General features: G+C 69.2%; 1 protein-coding gene (cut by a window edge). It reads left to right on the top strand.

The genetic code is table 11. The features are described from left to right. Window positions 1-18,334: part of a hypothetical protein coding region (locus tag V6M46_RS08795; protein WP_332663846.1), annotated on the top strand (this coding region is incomplete at its 3' end). 14,554 nt of the annotated region lie to the left of the window's left edge; the window shows 18,334 of its 32,888 annotated nt.

Genomic DNA, 18,334 nt, shown 5'->3' with positions numbered 1-18,334 from the left:
ACGGCAAGTACTGGGACGGATTCTCGGTCGGCAACTGGAGCTCGGGCATCGTCGACCTCGGCGTCGGCCAGGGCGTCGTGGTGCATCCGTCCTCCTGGAACTTCGTGTCGGGCAACATACCGCCCGTGGGCCCCGCCGACCTGATTTCGGGGGTGTCCTACTACCTGACCGTCGCCGGCGTCGACAACGCGGGCGGAGGGTCGAGCACCGAGCCCTGGAACTCGCCGCGCGGCTCGACCTTCACCTTCGACAATACGCCGCCGCTGGCGGGCATCATCGGCCCGAAGGACAGCTCCTTCGCCAACTCGATGCCCTCGTTCAACGGCAGCTCGTTCGACAACGTCGCGGTCGACACGGTCTCGCTCTCCGTGCTCGACTCCGCCGGCGGACAGTGCTACAACCCCGCGGCCAACGCCTTCAACCTCCCCTGCCCGGCCTGGTTCGGCGCCCAGGGCACGGTCGGCGCCTGGTCCTTCGCCTTCCCCGCCCAGCCGTGGGTGCACGCCCAGGAGTACGTCCTGCGCTCCTCGGCCACCGACATCGCGACGAACATCCAGACCGCGCTCTCCTCGGCGGCGTTCCGGTTCGACACCGACGCGTCCACGGCCGGGGTGACGATCCCGGCGGCGGGCGCGCTCGGCCCGCAGCTCGCCAATATCTCCGGCACGGCGACCGACGCTCCGGCGGGCATCTCGAGCCTGAAGCTGGCCATCTCCTCCGGCGCGGGCCTGGGCAGCTGGTACGACGGGGTCTCCGCCTTCACCTCCGGCTCGCCGGTGTTCATGACGACGAGCGCTTATACCCTCGGCGCGCCCGACCAGTGGGGCTGGGCGTATCCGACGCTCGTCGACGGCCAGCTGTACTCGCTTCGCGCTCGTACAATTGATAGGGCCGGCAACCAGCGCGACCAGGACTTCAACTTCCGCTTCGACTCCTCGAGCCCGACGGCGACGATCGCGATCCCGGTCGACGGGGGCTTCAGGACCGGCAACTTCGCGATCACCGGCGGCTCGAGCGATCCCGACCCCGACGGCGCGGGCCCGCTCGCGGCGACCAACGTTTCGACCGTCTCGGTGTCCATCGAGCGCCTCGGCGCGGACCTGTGCTACGTGTTCGGCGGGGGCTTCACCGTGCCCTGCCCGAACTTCATCCCGGCCTCCGGCCTGCCGGCCTCCTGGTCGTTTACGCCCACCCCGAACCCTTACACCACCGGCGAGAGCTACAACGTGATCGCGCGCGCCCGGGACAACGCGGGCAACACCCAGGAGGTGTTCGTCAACGGGACCAGTTCCAACTCCTTCACCTACAACACCGCGACCCCCTCGGTCGCGGTCACGGTGCCCTCCACGCCGCGCCGCAGCGACCTGTCGACGCTCGCGGGCACGGCCGGCGACGCCATCCCGACCTCCTTGGCCAAGGTCCAAGTGCGCGTCGTGCGTCAGACGGGCATCAACAAGTATTCCAACCCGGCGCCCGGCGCCCATCCCTTCGATCTCGACCCCGCGACCCAGGCGGAGCTGGCCTGGTTCGACGCGGCCTCGGTCTCCAACCCGCTGTGGACCAACTGGACCCTGTCGAGCGGCCTGCCCTTCGTGAGCGGCGAGTCTTATCGGGTCGAGGCGCGCGCCCTGAACCAGGCCGGGACTTACTCGACGACCTACTCCACCGGGATCACGATCTTCGACCAGGTGGCGCCGTACACGGACGTGCTCCTGCCCGTCAAGTTCTCCACGGTCTCGGCCTTGCCCATGGTCTCGGGCACGGCCCACGACCTGCCTCTGGGCAACGGCGGCGCCGTCTCCAACATACGCCTGCGCATCGTCCGCCTGGCCGATGGTCAGTACTGGGCGGGCGCGGGCTGGACGGGCCTGCCGACGGAGATGACGACCTCCGAGGGCCTGCAGGTCCACCAGACCAGCTGGACCATGACCGCGAACATGCCGCCGGCCAGCAATCTTCCGAGCGGCCTGCAAAGCGGCGTCTCCTACTTCATGACCCTCTCCGGCGTCGATGACGCGACCTCGATAGGCAACGCCGAGGCCTTCAACGACCCCGTGAAGTCCTCGACCTTCACCGTGGACCTGGTTGGAGCCGTGGCGGGCTTCACGGCGCCGGGCGCCGGCTCCGTGATCTCAACGCTCTCGAAGATCCGCGGCACGGCGAGCGACGTCCTGGCGGGCGTCTCGACCGCGGGCCAGATCGAGATCGCGATCGCGGAAAACGGCCCCAACGACGGTTGCTGGAACGGCACGATCGCCGGCGGCACCTTCACGCTCGCCGGCTGCCCGATCTACTACCCGATCACGGGCGGCGACCGCGGCGGCCTGTTCTCCGAGCCCTCGACGTTCTGGGAGGTCAACGCCCCGCCGCTGACGAGCCAGTTCGGCTACAAGATCTGGGTGCGCGCGCGCGACAACGCGACGCCGTCGGGCAACTACACCGCGCCCGCGGCGATCTCCTCGATCACCTTCACTTACAACACCAACCTGCCGAGCGCGGCCATACTCGTGCCCCCGTCCTTGCCCGCCCCCGGCGGCAACCTCTCCGCCCCCTTCTCGCTCTCGGGCACCGCGTCGGACAATTTCGGCGTCACCGGCGCCTCCATCGCCTATCAGGAAGCCGACACGCTCATGTATTGGGACCCGGCGTTCTCGACCTTCTCCTCCGTGACGCCGAAGTGGACGCCGACGGTGCTCGCCGGCGCGGCGCCGAGCTACACCTTCACCGCGACGCCGCCCACGCCCGCTCCCTCCTCGGGACGCAACTACAACCTCTTCGTCAAGGCGATCAACAACGCCGGCCTCGAGCAGACGGCGCCCGCGAGCACGATCAAGTGGGACACGACCAAGCCCGCGGCGACCGTGGTCCTGCCCGCGAACGCCTCCTACGGCAGGACCCTGCCGAGCGTGACCGGCGCGGCGAGCGACCCCGGCGCCTCGGCCTCGGGCGTGGGCGGCACCCAGATACAGATCAAGCGCGTCGTCGCCGGGGACTGCTGGAGCGGCGGCGCGTGGGGCACCAACTGCGCCACCGAATCATCGTGGCTGACCCCGACGGCCGGCGCGGTCTGGACCAAGAACACCCAACTGCCCCCGGCGAGCAACCTGCCCGGAGGCCTCGAGGACGGCCTGGCCTATGAGATCTCGGCGCGGGCCTTCGACCTCGCGGCGAACACGCAGACGGCGACGACGGCGAATACCTTCCGCTTCGACGTGTCCTCGCCGGCCGTCGCCAACGTCCTGCCGCTGAACGGCGGGCGATACAAGGCCTTGCCGACGATCAGCGGCACCGCCGAGGACCAGGCGCCCGGGGCGTTCAACGTGACCTTCCCGCGCGTGCGCATCTACGACCTCCCGCTCAACCAGTACTGGGTCGACGGCACCGGCTGGGTGACCTCGGCCTTCGCCGGCTTCCCCGATCTGTGGAACACGGCTATCGACTCGACGCCGGTGTCGGGCGTCTTCACCTGGCGCTACGACGCGTCCGCCGTGGCCTGGCCCGACCGCGACAACGGCCTGCGCGTCGAGACCCAGGCGCTCGACGCCGCCGGCAACTACACGACCGCCTCCTCGACCTTCAGCTTCGACGCGACGCGGCCCGGCTCCTCCGTGCTGTACCCGCCGGCCAACGGCGTGACCTACTCGACGATGGCGGTCATCGGCGGCACCTCGACGGACAACACCTCCCCGATCACCGACGTCGGCATCAAGATGTGGTACGTCACGGGGCCCACGACCTACTACTGGAGCCCGGCGGTCCCGCACTGGTCGCCCGGGGACCCCGGCTTCGCGTCCATCGCCGGCTCGGTCGGCCCCGCGGCCACGGTCAACCCGTGGGCCTACAACTCGACGCAGAACCCGGACTTCAACAATCCCGGCTCCCTTAACTACGCCTGGAAGGAGGGCACGCACGACGGCGGCAACGGCAAGCTCTTCCACATCGTCACCTCGGCGCTCGACGGCGCCGGCAACAGCCAGGTCGTCTACTCGACTCGCACGTTCCGCTTCGACAACGTGCCTCCCGTCTCGGCGCCCATCGCGCCGATCGACGGCGCGGCCTACCGCTCCTTGGTCACCTTGTCCGGGACGCACTCCGAGGACGTCGGCACGGTCGCCTCCGTGGCGCTGTCGATCTACGACGAGACGGCGGCGCGCTACTTCAACGGCGCCACCTTCACCTCCGTCCCCGAGGTGTGGCTGCCGATCCTTCCGGCCAACCTGTTTCCTTCCTCATGGACCTTCTCCAACGGCTCCCTGTCCTTCACTACCCAACGCCACTACGTCGTGAAGTCGTCGGCGACCGACAACGTCGGCAATATTCAAAACGTCCTCGGGTCCTCGCGCTTCCTGTTCGACCTCGATGCCCCGGACTCGAGCGTCACCAACCCCTTGAACCTGACGACGTACGAGGACACGAAGATCCTCATCGGCGGCGCGAGCGACCCGAACGCCGGCAACGGGTCGGGCGTGGTGCCCTCGCTCGGCTGGCATCAGGGCGCGGTGGACATCGTCGTGTTCCGCGACACCGTGCCTTTGATCGGCGGCGGGCCCGTGTCGTTCGGCGGCTACGACGCCACCGGCTTCTTCTGGAACGGCTCGACCTGGGTCGCGAGCGCCGGCGGCCCGATCTTCGTCCCCGCGACGTTTACCGACGCGTTCGGCAACTGGCAGTACGACGGCCTGACCTGCCCGCGCCCGATCCCGACCGACCCCTGCTGGGTGCGCGGCGACCCCTACGTCTCCTGGGTCCGCGTGACCGACAACGCCGGCAACGTGCAGAGCGTGATCCAGAGCGGCCCGCGCTTCTTCGTCTCGGGCATCGCGCAGAGCTTCTCGATCGTCATCTCCTCCAACCCGAGCACCGTCGGCAACGACGTCACGGTCACCGTGACCGCGCGCGACGGCCCCGGCGGCACGGGCGGCGTCGCGTCGAGCTTCAGCCAGACGGTGAAGTTCCTGATCGACGGCGCGGCCGGGCCGGAGACCCCGCTGGACCTCCCCAGCGATCCCCAGAACGACCTGCGCGGCCTGCCGGCGAACTACCCCTTCACGACCGGCACCGGCGGCGACAACGGCACGCACAACTTCACGCTCCGCATGCGCAAGGCCGGCCCGCGCCTGCTGCGCGTCGAGCAGACCGACAACTCGGGGCTGTTCGGCGTCGTGAACCTGACCGCCCTGCGCAAGGTCGGCACGCGCGTGCAGCTGATCGCGGACTGCGACCCGGCCGGCCAGCAGCCGGCGCCGGGCGTCGTCACCGTCGGCTCCGAGGGCCGCTCCGGGACGCCGCGCACGCGCACCGCGGGTCAGACGGTCACCTACTGCGCGCAGATCACGGACGACTTCTACAACCTGGACTCGGACTCGTCGACGGTCGTCTATGTGACCGACGGGGACGTCAACAACGCGACGGTGAGCCCCGACCAATACCTCGTCGTGCCCGGCTCGGTCAGCTTCAGCCGCGTGTTCGTGACGGCGGACCCGGTCGGCCACGTGGTCACGTCCACCGGCTCGGGCGTGACCCCGAACCCGGCCAACCCGGCGACGCGGGTCGTCGTCGTCGGCCAGCCGGCCGACCGCCTGCTGGCGCTGCTGCCCAACGAGGTCCGGGTGCAGGGCAAGTTCTCCGAGGCGCCGTTCGGCAAATCCTTCGGCCCCCAGGACGAGGTCCAGGCCGGCTCGACGATCTCCCTGCGCGTGTACGCGGTGGACGCCTTCTACAACGGCGACGCTTCCGTGGCCCTGCCGGTGACGGCGCGGATCTGGACCGACTCGTTTACGGGCTCGCAGAGCCAGACCCTGCAGGCGGGTGCCACCACCTTCGTCTTCATGCCGGTCGTCGCCGGCACGCAGAGCTTCACCGTCCAGTCCGCGTCCTTGCCGGGCGCGACCTCCGTGTATTACACGCCGGCGCCCGCGAGGGTCTGGTGGGCCCCGCCCGTGAAGCTTCAGATGCTCGTCGAGGGCCAGACGCCGGCCCCGGGCAAGTCGCCCTATACGGCCGACCCGACGACGGGCGGCCGCGGGGTCTCGACGCCCGCGACCCTGACGGCGGGCGTGACGACGACGATCACCATCAACCTCGTCGACGACTACTACAACGTCGTGAAGGCGACCACGCCCTTCATGCCGCTGATCGCGAGCGTGACGATGCCGTTGGCCCAGCTCGACTTCATGACCGACCCGAACATCCAGCTGCGCGGGCTGTCGCCGAGCCCCTTCCAGCGCACCTTGAACGCGGGCACGACGACGTTCTCCTTCATCCCGGTCACGCGCGGCGCCGGGCTGCAGCTGCGCGCGATCGACACGAACCTGACCGGAACCTTCTACAGCACCGACACGGTTTCGAATATCTCGGTAAACGCCAACGCGCCTCTCTCGCTGCTGGTGCAGATGCCCGGCGAAACCTACGCCGAGGGCACGCTCAGCGGAAAGACCGGCGCGCCCAACACCTTGACGGCGGGCGGCTCTTACAGCGTGACCTTGCGCGCGGTCGACCTCTACAACAATCGCGCCAACGACGGACGCCAGGTCCTGCTTTCCGCCAACGATCCTTACGCGAACATTCCCGCGCCGCAGTCCCTGGCCCTGGGCCAGACGATCTTCGCCGGGTTCCTGCCGAGCGCCGCCACCGGCAACCTCGTCGTCTCCGGCGTGGACAACGACGTGGTCATCCCCGCGCTGACCGGCCAGACCGTGTCGACCATCACGGTCGTCCCCGGGACGCCCGACCGCATGATCATCGCTCTGAACGGGCAGACCCTGGCGCCGGGCAAGACCGCGGCACCCTTCGGCGTCACGGGCATCCCGACGCAGTCGACGGCGGGGGTGTTCTTCCCGGCGACCGTGTACGCGACCGACTCGCGCTACAACGTGGTCGCCACGGTCGACAAGCCCGCGATCACCGTCACCGCCGACGACCCGTTCGCGCCGAACGTCGGCTCCTTCGCGATGAACTCGGGCGCGGCGTCCGTGCCGAGCATACTGCTGCGCACGGCCGGCACGCGCGCGCTGACCGCGGCCGACGGCGGGGGCGGCACGGACCCCCTGCCGACGAACGGCGTCTCCGCCGGCTTCACTTTGCTCGCCAACAACGCGACGCGCCTGCGCGTGCTGACGCCCGCCGAGTCCCGCGTGCCCGGCTCGACGACGAACGGCCGCTCGGGCCCGGTCCACACGGCGCAGGCGGGCTTCGTGTTCAACGCGACGGTGGACCTCACCGACGCGTTCTGGAACCTGACGCCCGGCGTCACCCAGCAGATCCGCCTCGTCGCCGACGACCCGTTCGCGGTGATCGTCCCGACGACCCAGGTGATCACGACCTCGGCCACCTACGCGGTCACGCTCAAGCGCGCGGGTGCCACCATCCTGCGCGCCGAGATGGTCGACCCGCTGTCCTTGCCCACGGTGTCCAAGGACAGCTCGACGGCGATCACGGTCCTGGCCGGCACGCCGTCGCGCCTGCTGGCGGTTTTGCCCGGAGAGTCCTTCAGCCAGGGCTCTCCCACGGGCAAAGGGGGGACGCCGGTCTCTCAGACGGCGGGCGCGGACTTCGACGTTCAGGTCGGCGTGGTCGACAGCTTCTTCAACCTCGTCCCCGGCCGCCCGGCCGACGTGCTCGTGACGGCCCCGACCGACCCCTATGCCCCCGCGGTGTCCACCGCCGCCATCAACGTCGGGGCGGGCTTCACGGCGCCGATGACGGTGAGCCTGCGCCGCGCGGCGACGGGCCATTATCTCGCCGCCTCGGACTTCGGCGCGTCCGGGCTCTCGGACGATCCTCAATCCTCCACCTTCACCGTGCTTCCGGCGCCGCCGATCGGCCTGCAGCTGCTGCTCGCGGGCCAGACCGCGGTCCCCGGCTCGGGCGACTATCCCAACGGCGGCTTCTCGGGCGTGATCTCAACGCCGACGGCGGGCACGCCGATGCCCGGGACGGTCAATCTCGTCGACCGCTACATGAACGTCTCGCCGGCCGGGGCGCGGCCGCTCGTATACCTTAATACCAACGACCAGTACGACATCGACCCGTCCACCTCGGCCCTGATCGGCGGCACCTTGCCCGTGGGCCTGACCTTCGTGACGAAGACCGCCGGGGCCACCGTGCTGGTCGCCCCGCAGGACAGCGTGCCCGATCAGGTCTGCACGGGCAACGCGCCCTCGAACGTCTGCCTCGCCGCGGCGCCCGCGGCGGCCTCGATCCCTTTCCGCGTCTTCGCGTCGACGGCGACGCGCCTGCAGGTGACCTTGCCCGGCGAGACCCAGAGGCCCGGCAAGTGCGACTTCCAGCCGAGCATCGTCTGCCGCACCTTGCTGCCCGCCGAGGGCCTGGCCGGCAAGGACGGCGCGCCGAACCAATACGTCGTGACCTCGCCCGCGATGACCGCCGACGTCTGGCTCGTCGACCAATTTTACAACCCGGTCACCGACATCGCCGCCGGCCCGGCCCAGGACACCAATCCCCCGGCCGTGATGCCGACCGTGCAGCTGTCCTATCCCTTCGACACGGCGGCGGGCGTGCCGCCGGCGGCCGCTTTGATCCTGGGCAACCGCCAGTTCAACTTCTCGCCGCTGCGGGCGGCGACCGCCTACACCGTCGTCGCGACGACGACGGCGGCCTCCGCGGTGACCTTCTCCTCCCGGGCCTCGGCGGCGTTCCCCGTGCACCCCGGGCCGGCCAACCACCTCGTCTGGTCGGGCCTGCCGGCGAGCGCCGTCGCGGGCGTGACCTTCAACGGCGTGCTGAGCGCCCACGACCAGTACGACAACGTCCTGTCCACCGGCCCCAACGCCTACCTCACCGACGTCAGCTTCAAGGGCGAGATCTTCGGCGGCAACCAGGACCCGGTCTTCTCCCCGTCGAGCGTGCTGTTCTCCTCGGCGGTCGACCAGGGCTCCAAGTCCCTGCCCGGCTTCCTCGCCCTGAAGAAGGCGGGCGCGCGCTGGGTCGAGGCGCATGAGACCCTGAACGCGGGCCTGCACAGCGAGATGGGCGGCGATTCGATACGCCCGATCATCAACGTCTCGCCGTCCGCCCCGGACTCGATCAAGGTCACGCCGACGGCCGACGTCGAGCAGGACGCCGGGACCTTGGTGCCGAGCGCGCCCGGCTCGCTGGCGATCACCGGCCAGCTCACCGACGCGTTCGACAACCCGATCACCTCGACCCAGACCGTGTACGTCGAGGTCGTCTCGGTGGTCGGCGCGTCGGGTCGCCTCGCGATCGGAGGGGTGGACGTGGGCTTCTCGACGACGGTCGTCAGCGACTCGCTCGGGCAGGTCGGCATCAGCACGTCGATACGCTACTTCGTCTCCTCGACCGCGGGCGACTCGGCGCGCATCTGGATCGGCACCATGACCGCGCCCGGGGCGCTGGGCGGCTTCATCGCGGCGCAGAAGGACATCTCCGGGACGATCCTGACCGTGGGCGGACCGGCCAGCCAGATCGCGTTCGTCAGCACCCCGACCGCGGTGACGGTCGGCATCAACGAGGTGTCCGGCGCGGGCGGCCCGTACGTGATCCAGCGCCTCGACGACTTCGGCAACGTCACGCGCTTCGGCACGACGCCGATCTCGCTGGCCATCGCCGAGACGGCGCCGCACACCACGCGCGGCTACAGCCTGGGCCTGTTCGGCAACATCGGCGACTACGGCTTCCGCGACAACGCGAACACGCAGTTCATCACCGGCTTCTCGATCAACCCCGGCTTCACCGGCGCGGAGACCGTGTTCCGCTATCACGACCGGATGAGCTCGTACTCGGGCCTGAGCCCTTCCTCGAACACCGCGGAGGGGGGCCGCCCGGGCCGGTGGTCGATCCAGATCAAGGTCGGCGTGGCGGTCAAGGCCACGCACGCCCTGCGCGTGGACCCCGACGTCATCAAGACGGTGGCCTTCGGCAGCCCGGTGCAGACCTTGGTCGCCGGGCGCGTGGTCGACTTCTCCAACAATCCAGGCATCTTCCGGCCGCAGCTCCAGGACCTCTTCGCCAACCCCGCCGTGACGACCGCGCCCCTGGTCGTGACCTTGTCGACGACCTCGCGCCAGCCCTCGTTCCTCAACGACTACGCGGCCTTCTCGCGCTCGAGCGATTCCTTCGCGGGCTCGCGCGTCGCCGCGCCCTCGTTCCTCGCCTCGACGACCACCGTGGACATCCCGATCGGATCTTATCAGGCGACCTTCTATTACATGGACACGACGGCGTCGAGCGGCTATCCGCTGCCGGGCTCGCCGGCGCTGGCGCTCGCCGTTCCCGGACTGCTCGGCTCGAACCAGTCGGTATCCATCCTGCCCGACGGCATCGACGGCCTCGCCGTCTCGACGGGCGCCGGCCAGGCCCTGCAGGCGGGGGCCACGTCCCAGGCGTTCGTGCTCGAGTCCCGCGACTATTACGGCAACGCCTCGCCGGTGCGGCCCGGACAGGACCTCGGCCTGGGCTATGTCCAGGTGCGGCTGGAGTCCGACTCCGCGGGCCAGATCGCGTTCTCGACCCCGACGCCCGGAAACTTCATCAGCACCTCGGCGGTGGCCTACCTGCTCGTCAACCAATCCGCGACGAGCTTCTACCTGATCGATACCCTGCTGACCGTCGGCGCGACGCACGAGCTCTCCGCCGTCGGCATCACCTATCCGACCTGGAACGTCGGCCGCGCGAGCTACACCGTCCTGCCCGGCGCGCCGGCGCAGATCGGCTGGTTCAACCCGCCGCGCCGCCTGATCGCCGGCACGACGATCGAGTACCAGCTCGGCGTGCCGACGAACACCGTCGTGGCCGCCGAACTGCGCGACGTCTTCGGCAACGTCACGACTTCGACGGCGACCTTCACCTTGCGCTACACGAGCCCGGGCCTCACGACCTTCGGCGGCGTGGACCCGACCGCGGTCATCGTCGCGACGGCGCCGTCCGGCTGGCGCAACCTCAACTCCCTGTCGCTCGACGTGCCCATCCCCGGCGGCGCGGCGCTTTCCCAGGCGCCGATGTACCTCTGGGATACGCTCGTCGGCGGCGCGACCCTGCAGGCCCAGGCCCTGCTCGGCGGCAACGACGTGTTCGCCCCGATCTCCCAGGTGCATTCGATCACGCCCGGCCCCGCGTCCTACATGACGCTCCATCACCCCTACGTTCCCGCGAACCCGCTGCCGGTCACCAATCCCGGCACGGTCGTCGTCAAGGTGCGCGACCAGTTCGGCAACATCGCGGCGGGCGACCCCCAGAACGGGAACTACTACGCCGGGGTCGTCAACTTCGGCAGCTCCGGCTCGACGACGACGGTCACGCTGCGCGACCCGATCGCGAACGCGACCTATCACATCTTCACGCCCGCCGAGCAGGGCGTCTTCACCAACCTCAGCGTCACCGACATCGTCCAGGAGGTTCTCAAGGTCCGCGCGAGCGACTACTACAACCCCGCGCTGTACGGCTTCACCGACGATGCCTCCCGCACGGGCCTGCCCGCGAACGTGGCGCTGCGCTCCGACGGGGACGTGGAGCTGGTCGGCATCGTCGTGACGCCCAAGGACATCGCGCCCGAATCCAACCCGCCTCCCGCCGGCCCGATTCCGTCGGACAAGATCGCCGCGGGCGTCACCAAGAAGACCCTGAACCAGGGCGACGGCAACGTCCCGACCGAGTCGCCGGATCCAATCGCGATGCTGCGCCTGTCGATGCAGGTCGCCGCGACGCAGGCCTCGGCGCTGGCCTCGTCGCTGAGCTCCATGCGCGTGCAGAGCCGCTCGGAGGGCAACTTCGACAACCTCAAGGTGACCGAGCTCGGCCTGTGGTTCGACGCCAACGCCAACGGCCGCTTCGACGCCCCGCCTTCCGGCGACGTGCTGCTGTCGACCGGGGCGTACGACGGCTCGGGCACGTGGTTCTTCGGCAGCGCCGCCTTCGGGCAGACCGCGCTCGAGGTGCTCGACCCCGTCAACACCGTGATCAACAACACGAACCGGAACTTCTTCCTGACCGTGCGCCTCTCGACGTTCGGCTACGCGCCCAACGAGCTGCCGGCGAGCTTCGGCCTGCGCCTCCAGGATCCTTCGAACATCACTTTGGCGCCGGGCCTCCAGGTCCGCATCTCCGCCGACAACTTCGCCATCTTCACGGCGACGTCCTCGGTCGAGCGCCAGCCGGCGCGCATCAACGTCGCGGCCTCCGACATCAACGCGTGGTGGCAGCCTCCGTCTTTGACCTTGTCGTCCTATCCCTACGTCAACCAGGGCGTGACCAACGTCGGCGTCGCCCGCCTCGACATGTGGACCGACGCCTTCTCCGGCGTGATCTCCAAGCTGACCTTTTCGCATCAGGGCGGCGGCAAGGACCTGCACATCAGCAAGGTCCGCCTGTACCTGGACACCCAGCCCAACCAGATCACGACGCCGGGCGACGGCGTGTTCAACTTCTCCATCGACAAGCAGGTCGCCGAGGCGTCCTTCCCGGGCGGCGAGACGGGCCAGGTCTCCCTGACCATCAACGATCCCACCGGGATGAACGGGACGATCTTCACCTCGACGAAGACCTATTTCGTGGCCCTCGACATCGCCGCGTCGGCCGCGCCGGGAGACCGGCACGGACTTCAGATCACCAACTCCCAGATCGTCCCGCTGTCGGGCAACGGCGTGATCAACACCAGCTTCACGCAGTTCACCTCGACCGACATCCCGGTCATCGCCACCCCGGACCAGGTCGTGCTCACCGATTGGAACCGCCAGGGCGTCGTGGGCAGCACCCAGACCGACGCCATTCCTTCCAAGGTCGGCCAGAACGACAAGAATCAGCCCATCGCCAAGATGACCCTGCGCGTCAACTCCGGCGCGGCGGAGTGGACGGGGCTGAAGCTCGACCGCTGGCTGCCCTCGGGGGTCAACAACGGCGCGGTCTCGGCCAACAAGGCCCGGGACGTGACCAACATCCGCGTGTGGCTCGACCGCGACGGCGACGGCCTGCTGTCGACCTCGACCGACACCCAGGTCAGCCCGCAGAACTCGACCTTGCACATCTTCCCGACCGCCCTCATCTCGACGGCCGTGGCACCCGGCGACACGAGCATCTTCGTCGCCGGGATCGGAGGGATGTTCCCCGACGACAACCCGTTCCCCAACGATCAGGTCAGCCGCCTCGTGCTCAACGACGACCAGACCGACGAGGCGCTCAAGGAGGTCGTTCTGTGCCGCGGCCTGGACCAGACGAACGGCATCTATTTGGACTGCCTGCGCGGCCAGGAGGGCACGACCGCGAAGTCCTACTCGACGGGCACCGTCCTGTCGGGGCCCGCGCGCATCCCGATCCAGGCGCTCGTCGGCGGCGGCGGCCAGGTCGTCGAGACGGTGAAGCTCGACTACTTCGTGACCTACGACATGCACCCGCTGGCGACCGTGTCCACCCAGGCGAACATCGGCCTGGCGATCCCGAACACCACCTACATCCAAATACGCGATCCCAAGACCATCTCCGCGCTCAACGTCGCCTTGCCCACCGCCGGCGGGCGGTCGGCGTCGTTCGTCTCGCGCGTGACGGAGTACGCCGACTTCGTGCGCGTGACCTCCTCGAACACGTTCGACGGCCCGATCGGCCCGTTCGCGCAGCAGAAGAGCACGGTGGCGGTCGCCTCGATCCTCATGCAGACCGACGTCGCCGACGCCCCGTGGCGCTGGCTCCTCGTCTTCGCGACGGGCACCGCGACGTCGGGCGGCTCGGTCGCCGGCGATATCGACGAGGCCCAACTGTGGTACGACGCCAACAACGACGGCCTGTTCAACCCCCCGAGCGGGGACATCCTCGTAGGCACCGGCACCTTCGGCAACTACCAGGGCCTGCCGCTGGTCTCGCAGATCGTCCTCAACCCTCCCCGCACCATCGTGACCGCCGCGCTGGCCTCCCAGCCGCAGCGCTACTTCGTGGCCTACCGGGTCTCGCAGGGGGCGCTGCCGACGGACCCGCTCACCCAGAAGCCGCGCTCGCTGGGCGTGGGCATACTCGCCAGCTCCCTGCCGACCAACGATCCCATCAACGACAACGTGTTCCAGAACGCCGTGGCGCTGCCCAACGTTTACGATCCCGTCTCGCCGCTGCCGTTCTACTCGAAGCACCGCGACATCGTCGCCGCGCCCCAGACGATGTTCGTCCGGGCGACGCCCTACTTCAGCACCAGCAGCGGCACCTTCCAAGCGCCCCTGCTGACGAGCCCCGTCCTGAGCCTGCCCGCCGGCACGGTCGAGTCGTCGTGGATCCTGACCTCGACCGCGGGCCTGCCCGCGCCCCCGTCGGGTGCTACCGCCTACGCCCTGATCGACGGGGAGATCATCGGCTACACCGCCTTCAACGCCGCGGTGCCCGCGATCCTCAACGTCGAGCGCGGCGCGCTGAACACCTTGCCGGCCGCTCACTCGACGGGGGCGGTCCTGTCGCCGACGATCAACCAGGGCGACAACAACGTCGCGGCGGTGCGCCTCGACGTCTGGACGCAGGCCTTCCAGGTGCAGCTCTCGGAGATCCGCTTCAACCGCAGCCTGCCGACGGGCCTCAACGGCGACGACCCCGACCTGAGGGCCGTGCGCGTCTATAAATCCATCGACGGGATATTCAAGCGCGACCCCGTCACCGGCATCAACGCCGGCGACATCCCGCTCGGCGAGGCGGTCTTCGGCGCGCCCCCGGACACCACGGGACGCACGACGATCCCGATCAACGACCCGAACATCGGCTCGCCGGGCTACATGATCGTCACGTCGACGCCGACGACGCTGTACGTGGCGTTCGACGTCTCCCCGGCGGCGAAGTTCTCCCATCCGACGCTGTCGCCGCCCAACGAGGTCGTCGGCGTCTCGGTGCTGGACCCGGATCGCTTCAAGCTGACCCCGACGCTCGCCGGCCACAACACGGTGTTCGTCGGCACCGCCCCGATCGCCAGCCCGACCTTCGTCATCGGGCCGACCGTCAACCAGGTCACGGTCACCTTCGACCAGATCTCGGGCAACACGGCCAAGCAGAACGACAAGAACGTGCCGATGCTGCGCATGAACATGCGCACCGACCGCAACACCGCGCTCGTCCAGAAGCTCCGCTTCACGCGGACGGGCTCGCCGGGCTCGCTCGACAGCGACGTCACGATCCTCAAGGTCTGGGCGGACTCGAACGCCAACGCGGTCTTTGACTCCGCCGACTCGACCGTGACCGCCCTCGGCGACCGTCCCTACCTGCTCTCGTTCGGCAACGAGACGTTCAGCTCCGGCACGGTCAACATCACCCTGAAGAAGCCGATCGTCGTCAGCACGACGCCGACCGACTTTTTCCTGACCTACGACGTTTCCCAGTTCGCCGCCGAGGGCAACGGCCTCGGCGTCGCCCTGCTCGACTCCTCGTACTTCACGGCCCAGGTCCCCAACACGGTGTTCCTGCCGGCGGCGAGCTTCACCTCCAACCCGCTGCTGGTAGTCACCAAGGTCCTCTCGCGGGTGACCCTCGGCGTCAACGACATCGCGTCCGGCATACGCGGGGTCACCCAGGCCCAGACCAACGTGTCGCTGCTGCGCTTCAGCATGACGACCGATATCGCGCTGGCGCCCTGGCGCTCGCTGCGCCTGGAGCGCGGCGGCGGCTCGCAGGATCCAGCCAAGCCCCTCGGCCGCAACACCGACGTCAAGTTCGTCCGCATCTTCAAGGATATCAATCAAGACGACGTCCTGGACGTCAACGACGTCAACATCTCGGAGGCCAACACGACCCTGGCCGTCGCGGTCTCGAGCACGACGGTGCCGCCGTTCGACCTGGTCGTGGCCTCGACGAAGGGCTTCCCGCTGGACAATTCCAACGTCATGACCGGCGGGCGGCTCTGGCTCAACGGCGCCGAGCTGATGACCTACTCCGGCCCCGGCTGCCAGGCCGCCGTCGTGCCCGGCGTCGACGACGTCACGGGCAAGCCCTGCGTGCTCGTGACCTCGCGCGGCGACTCCCTCGGCCTGGCGCTGACGCCGCGGCTTACCATGTCGGTCGGCACGACGGTCAAGAAGGTCGATCTCTTCGATCAGAACGCCGACGCGAACGTGCAGACCGTCGTCACCTTCAACGCCGACCAGCTCGTCGGGCCGACCGCGCAGGCCTTCTTCGCGGCCTACGACATCGGCGACTCCGCCATCCAGAACGACCTGGTCAACGTGACGATCCGCGACCCCTCGTGGATCGGCCTGCCCCGCGGCGACAACGCGGAAGCGCAGATGCTGACCGGGATCTCGCGCATCAACCCCCTCGGCACCGGCTCGACGTCCTATCCGTACGTCGGCGGCAACGTTCCGATCAGCCCGATCACGCTCGCCGTCGACGGCTTCTCCCTGGCGCCCGCCGGCGCCGGCCAGGGCGACGGGAACGTGCCGATCCTGCAGCTGAACATGCAGACGAGCTCGGACTTCGTCAACGTCGCCGCGATCCGCGTCAAGCAGACCGGCACGTTCGTGTCCACGACTCCCCTGGGGGTCGGCATCGGCGACGGCGCCGTGTCCCGGATCAAGTTCTGGCTCGACAACGGCGACCGCGTCTTCACCCCGGCCACCGACGCGCTGATCGGAGATCTCTCGGTCTCGAGCGCGGGCGCGTTCTCCAACGGCGTCGCCCTCGTCCCGCTCGTCCACAACTCGATCCCCTTCCTGCGCGTGACGACCAAGACCGCGGTCATGTTCCTCAGCGCCGACGTGGGCTTCGTCGACCGGGCCGGCAACTCGACCTTGAACCAGACCGCCGGCTTCAAGCTCGAGAATTTCACCGACCTGATCGATCCGGGCGGCGCGCCGCTGACCGCCGCTCCGGACCCGCTGCGCCGCCCGCCGCTCGAGTCCAAGGAGTTCCTGGTCGCGTTGCTGACGGTGCCCGGCGTGTCGGTCAGCTCCACCGTGGCCCCGATCATCATGACGCGCGCCGGCACGGGCGTGCCGGGCGAAGCCGTCGGCTACCCGGCGTTCGCCCTGCTGGGCTGCAACAACGGCAAGGACCCGGTCAACCCGCGCAACAACATCTGCTACGACGCCACCGCCACCCCCCGGCCCGACCAGTCGAAGTGGATCTGCCAGAACGGCCTGCCCTGGCCGGCGAACTGCGCCGGCGCGCCGCCGCTCATCGACGTCAACGGCGACGGCTTGCCCGATAATTTCAAGGTCGGCGAGAGCACGCGCCCGACCCAGGTCTCCCTGCTCGGAGACGGCAACCCTTCGACCGACCTGACCGGCACGGGCATACTCGACGTCGACATCAACAAGGACGGCATCGTCGACCTCGTGATCTTCTCCCCGGGCTCGAACAAGCCCTCGTTCCGCATCGGCCTCGACATCGCCGACCAGGGCAACCTCGCCAAGACGGCGCCCGACCCCGGCCAGGGCCTGTCGCCCTCGGCCTGGGCCAAGAGCGCCGGCTCGCTCTCCTTCAACCTGCCCATCACGGGCACGTCGGGGTACTACCAGGTCGCGGCCGGGAGATTCTACGATGATCCGATCGGCATCACGCACAAGTGGTCGTCGGTCACGGCCGTCGACGTCGCCGGCCTCTCCGCCGCCTCCTTCGGGGTGCTGGCGGACAGCGCTCCGATCACCGGCGCCACGCTCACGAACCTTGTGCTCGAGATTCCCAACGTCACGCGGCTGACCCAGGTCCTGACCCAGGAGACGACGTTCTTCACCGTCGTGAGCAACACCGGCCTGCTGGGCAAGACCGACGGAACGGGCTTGGTCTACGTCGGCTCGGAGATCATGCGCGTCAAGCGGGGCCCGACGTCCAACACGTTCGAGGTCATCTTCCAGGACGGCGACCCGGCCCCGTTCAACGGCCGCGGCCTGCGCGGCTCGGCGCCGATCATCCACACCAGCGGCGAGCTCGTCTCCGACGCCGGCGCCATCCTTTTCGCCCAGTTCATCTCCGCGCAGGGCGCCGCGTCTCCGCCCCAGCCCATGTGGGTTTACCGCGTCGATCCCTCGGCCCCGACGACGCCGGGTGCGGCGATCCCGCTCGAGCAGGGCAAGCCGACCTACGCGGTCAAGTGGGCCGCGTCCCAGCAGCCCGTCTCGGGCGTGGCCGCCTACGAGGTCCAGGAGCGAGGCGGCGACCCCAAGAGCCTGTCGGAGACGGTGATCTGGCGCACGATCAACGTCATCCCCTCGCGGCTGACCACCTATAACGTGGGCGATCCGAGCTTCGCGGGCGAGGGTCCCCGCAAGCCGAGCCAGTTCTTCAACTACCGGGTCCGCGCGATCAGCGGCGCCGGCGTGGCCTCGACCTGGTCGCCGCTGGCCGCGAGCGCCGGCACCGGCATCACCTCCGAGATCATCACGGGCGTGAGCAACTTCCCCAACCCCTT

This window comes from Aeromicrobium sp., from assembly GCF_036676885.1.
Lineage (GTDB): Bacteria > Actinomycetota > Actinomycetes > Propionibacteriales > Nocardioidaceae > Aeromicrobium.
The sequence above is the reverse complement of the archived record's forward strand: the minus strand, read 5'-3'. Positions and strand labels throughout refer to the sequence as shown.